The sequence below is a fragment of the Rhodococcus sp. IEGM 1379 genome, assembly GCF_030056815.1.
In the GTDB taxonomy this organism is placed as follows: Bacteria; Actinomycetota; Actinomycetes; order Mycobacteriales; family Mycobacteriaceae; genus Rhodococcus_F.
Map to the genome: position 1 here is coordinate 1 of NZ_JASHKR010000155.1, position 4,346 is coordinate 4,346.

Sequence of the window (4,346 nt, forward strand, 5' to 3'; positions counted from 1 at the left end):
GCGCTCGACGATGCGCGCACCCAACTCGCGGAGGCGGTGACGGCTTTGGGCTATCCCGACGGCCTGCACCGCATCCTCGGGGCGGCCAGACGTGAGACGACGGTCAGCGTCCCGCTAGTCCGCGACAACGGTGATGTGGAGGTGTTCACCGGATATCGAGTGCAGCACAGCATCGCCCGCGGACCGGCCAAAGGTGGGATCCGATACAGCGTCGGCGTGGATCTGGACGAGGTTCGCGCCTTGGCGATGTGGATGACGTGGAAATGTGCGCTCCTCGACATCCCGTACGGCGGCGCCAAGGGCGGCGTGGATGTCGACCCCCTGACTCTTTCGACCGCCGAACTGGAGCGACTGACCCGCACCTACACGCAGGGCATCGCGCCGGTTATCGGTCCGGACAACGACATTCCGGCTCCGGACATCGGCACGGACGAGCAGACGATGGCCTGGATGATGGATGCCTACTCCGCTACTCGGGGACGCAGTGTGCCCGGTTCGGTCACCGGAAAGCCACTTGATCTCGGAGGTTCGCTGGGCCGACGCACTTCTACATCCCGCGGAGTCGCACACATTGCGCTACTGGCCTTGAAAAGGCTAGGCATCGAATCCGTTTCGGCTACAGCGGCCATTCAGGGCTACGGCAAGGTCGGCGCAGATGCTGCGGATTACCTCGCGGACGCCGGAGTCCGGGTCATCGCTGTCAGTGACCGATTCGGTGCGGTCTACAACTCCGCGGGACTCGATCTGCGCAATCTGAGAGTCCATGTCGCCGAACACGGCACCGTCGCCGCGTGTGCGCTCGCATTGTTGTCGAGGGCGCCAACGGGCCGACCACTGCCGAGGCCGACGACGTCCTCGAGCAGGGCGGCGTCCTGGTTGTCCCGGACATCCTCGCAAACGCAGGCGGCGTGGTTGTGTCGTACTTCGAATGGGTTCAGGCACAACAGGGTTACTGGTGGACCCTGTCTGAGGTGGAACGAGGACTGGACGATCGCATGACAGCAGCGTGGTCTGCCGTTCTCGCCCAAGCCGATTCCACAGGAACCACGCTGCGACGCGCAGCCATGACTCTGGCTGTCGGTCGCGTCGCTCGGGCACACCGAGCGAGAGGGCTCACCCACTAGCGGAGCGTGACTCCTCGAGCATCCGGTGGGCAATGCTGCCGAGCAGCGCGATACCCGGTTCGATCGACTGCTGCGCAATCGAACCGAAACCCAAGCGCAGGCAGTTGCGGGAACCCGTACCGGGAAAGAAATAGCGCGAACCATCCGCAACCAGAATGCCTTGGCGTGCAGCTCTTTCCGTCAACTCGGCGGCATCGAGATCCTCCGGGCTGGTGTACCAGATGCTGACACCGCCCGGAGGAAACGACGACGCCTCGACGCGGGGCATGTATTTGTTGACGGAGTCGGTGATGATCTCCCAGTTCTGCTTGAGCCGGCGACGGTGTGAACGCAGAACCTTGTGATAGTCACCGGACGTGATGAACAGCGCCAACGAACGTTGGATGTGCCCCGGCAGATGCTTGGTCCGGTGGTGTCGCTCGGCTCGAAGTGCCGCGATAACAGGAGGATCCGCTACGATGTAGCCGATCCGCAGTCCCGCCGACAGGAACTTCGAGAACGATCCGAGATAGATGACGCGGCGGTTGTCCCCCAGCGATTTGAGCGACGGCGTCGGCCGCCCGCGGAAACGAAATTCGCTGTCGTAGTCGTCTTCGATTACGAAACCGTTTCTCTCCTCCAGCAATTCGAGGAGCAACTTGCGCCGGGGGAGGCTCAACGTGACATTAGTGGGGTGATGATGACTAGGCGTAAGGTACATCGCGTCGAATACTGTCGATTGATCGAACACTGCGCCGCGTCCGTCGACGGGTATCGGAGACAACTCCACTCCGGAGCGCTTGAAGATATGCATGGCGTCGAGGTATCCGGGGTTCTCGAATCCCATGATCTTGCCGGGACGCATCAGTACGTCGGCGATCAGCGACAACCCTTGCTGGGTACCACTGGTCACGAGAATCTCGTCGGCGTTCGCCTCGATACCGCGCGACGGGAGAATCTCTTTGCGCAAGGCCTCGACGAGTAGCGGATCGTCCTGGTCGACGGCGTCGCGCACGCTGTATTTGAGGTGCGGACCGGTCATTGCCTCACTGGCGGCGCGAAGCCACCCGCGCACCGGGAACGAACGCAGTTCGGGCTGAGAGCTGATGAACGGGTACGGATAGTCGAATGCGTCAGGGTGCCCGAGAGTTCGAGTGAACTCGACGCTTTCTCGAGGTTGCAGCAACGTGGACCAGTCGACCGGTTCGGCGCGCGAAGCCGACTCGGCCGGAGATGCGCGGGTAAGCGGAGCAGCCGCGTAAAGCCCACTGCGAGGACGGCTCTCGATGACTCCGAGCGCTATCAACTCGTCATAGGCAGCGGCTACCGTGTTTCGGGAAACGCCGAGTTCCTGGGCCAGGTACCGCGTGGACGGCATCGGCCGACCACTGTCGAACACACCGCGGGCAAGCAGATCTTCGATCATCGCTCGAACCCGCCGGTACATCGGCACCGTGGAGTCCGCGTCGAGAAGTTCCGACGTGCCTTGTAACAGTTGACCGAGATCGTCGTGCGATCGCACTGTGCATTCCTCCTTGTACCGGCCCACATTCTGGCCCTCTCAATGCTTGCACAAACTGGATCTTCCATCAGTGCCAGATGCGCCGCAGACTGGGAAATGTGATTCTTCTCCTCGTTGCCGGCATACTCGTCGTCTCAGCGACGATTCAATCGGCAACCGGGTCAGGTTTCGGCTTGATCGCCGGACCTGCCCTGATTCTCGTTGCACCCCAACTTGTTCCAGCACCGTTGCTGATTCTCACAATTCCGATGATGCTCATGGTGGCGATACGAGAGCGCACACACTGCGACGCGCGTACGGTAGGAATCGCCACCGCCACAATGATTCCCGGAATCGCCGTCGGCCTGTGGTTCCTGCAGCGGGTCGATACCGCGGCCGTGCAATGTCTGGTTGCCGTACTTGCATTGAGTGCGGGAGCGGTTCTGCTCTCGGGCAAGTCTGTAACGGGATCTGGCCGAACACTTGCCGGGGCCGGCGCGGCAGCCGGATTCATGGGCGCATTGGCCGCGATGCCCGGTCCACCGCTCTCGCTCACCTATCGCCCGAACGACGCCGCCACACTGCGTTCCACGCTCTCGACGATCTTTCTTGTCATGGCCGTGGCAACGCTGCTTGCTCTCCAAATACAGGTTGGCATCACCGGAACGGAACTACTGACCGCGGCGGCATTCTCTCCCCTACTGGCCTGTGGCCACGTGCTCGGCTCCTACCTGTCGCGGCGAATATCGCCCTCCGCCTTGAGTCGCGCAACTACTTACATCATCATCGCGGCCGCCACGGTGCTGCTGGCCAAGAGCGCGGCCGGCCTGACGTAGGTGAATCCGACTTGTAACCTCGCGTCCACTCGCAGGCCCTCCAATCAGCCATCTCCAGATGCTTAGTCGCTCTAACTTTCCTACAGTCGTGCCATCTCGGCGCTGACAGAGAGGATCAATACCATGCGAAGCCCACGCTTCGGTTTGCTGGCGGCGGCGGGAGCCATCGGGCTCATGCTCGTCACGACCGGTACGGCGGCCAGCTCTGCCGCATCACCGTTCGGCTCGGTCGATTTCGGCTCCAGCTCAGGGTCTTCCGATTCGTCGGGTACACCCGCCGTCGGCGGCTTCACGTCCAAAACTCCGTATTCGCAGGGCCAGAGCATCAGTGACCTGCAGAGCGCGCCGGCCGGTTTCACACCCGTATACACGGAAAACGTGGCACGGCATGGTTCACGAGCCCTTTCCAGCCTCAAGTACGACGACCTGAGTCTGCAACTCTGGGAGATTGCAGAGACCGAGAATGCCTTGACTCCCGTCGGTAAGGAGTTCGGTCCGGAGCTTCGTAAGCTCATGGCCGCCAACGACACATTGGGTTACGGCAACCTCAGCGGTCTCGGTGTTACCGAACACCGCGAGTTGGGCGCCCGAGTGGCGGAACGTCTTCCGCAGCTTTTCGGCGCCATCGCAGCCCAGGATGGCGCGATCACACTAACCTCGTCGGGCGTCGACCGCGCCGTAGACAGCGCAGCGAACTTCGGCCAGGGCCTGAGCGCCGCCTACCCGGCTGTTGCCGGCAACATCGGAGCCGTCACGAACGACCCGGATGTCCTCTACTTCCACGACACCGATGACGAGTACAAGGAGTACGAAGACTCTGACCCTCGCCTGGAGGCAGTGGACGAGGAGATCTCGAACCTACCTCGCACTCGTGAGGTTTCGCGCCACATGATGACAAAGCTGTAC

3 protein-coding genes and 1 pseudogene are annotated in these 4,346 nt (G+C 62.1%); 3 read left to right on the plus strand and 1 reads right to left on the minus strand.

What is annotated here, in order from left to right; translation table 11 throughout:
• Positions 1-141: 141 nt before the first annotated feature.
• Positions 142-1,124: pseudogene (locus QM600_RS28990) on the plus strand (Glu/Leu/Phe/Val family dehydrogenase).
• Here QM600_RS28990 and pdxR read toward each other — a convergent pair.
• Positions 1,114-2,625 carry a MocR-like pyridoxine biosynthesis transcription factor PdxR gene (gene pdxR / locus QM600_RS28995; RefSeq protein ID WP_283265192.1) on the minus strand — a complete coding sequence of 504 codons (1,512 nt, stop codon included), beginning with the start codon at positions 2,623-2,625 and terminating at the stop codon, positions 1,114-1,116. The pseudogene QM600_RS28990 and the gene pdxR sit on opposite strands and share 11 nt — an antisense overlap.
• Positions 2,626-2,723: 98 nt before the next feature.
• On the opposite strand from pdxR, the gene QM600_RS29000 reads away from it, so the two are divergent.
• Entirely contained in the window at positions 2,724-3,440 is a 717-nt protein-coding gene (locus tag QM600_RS29000) for a sulfite exporter TauE/SafE family protein (RefSeq protein ID WP_283265194.1), read from the plus strand.
• A gap of 123 nt (positions 3,441-3,563) precedes the next feature.
• A partial coding sequence (locus tag QM600_RS29005) for a histidine-type phosphatase (RefSeq protein WP_283265195.1) occupies positions 3,564-4,346 on the plus strand: 783 nt, incomplete at its 3' end.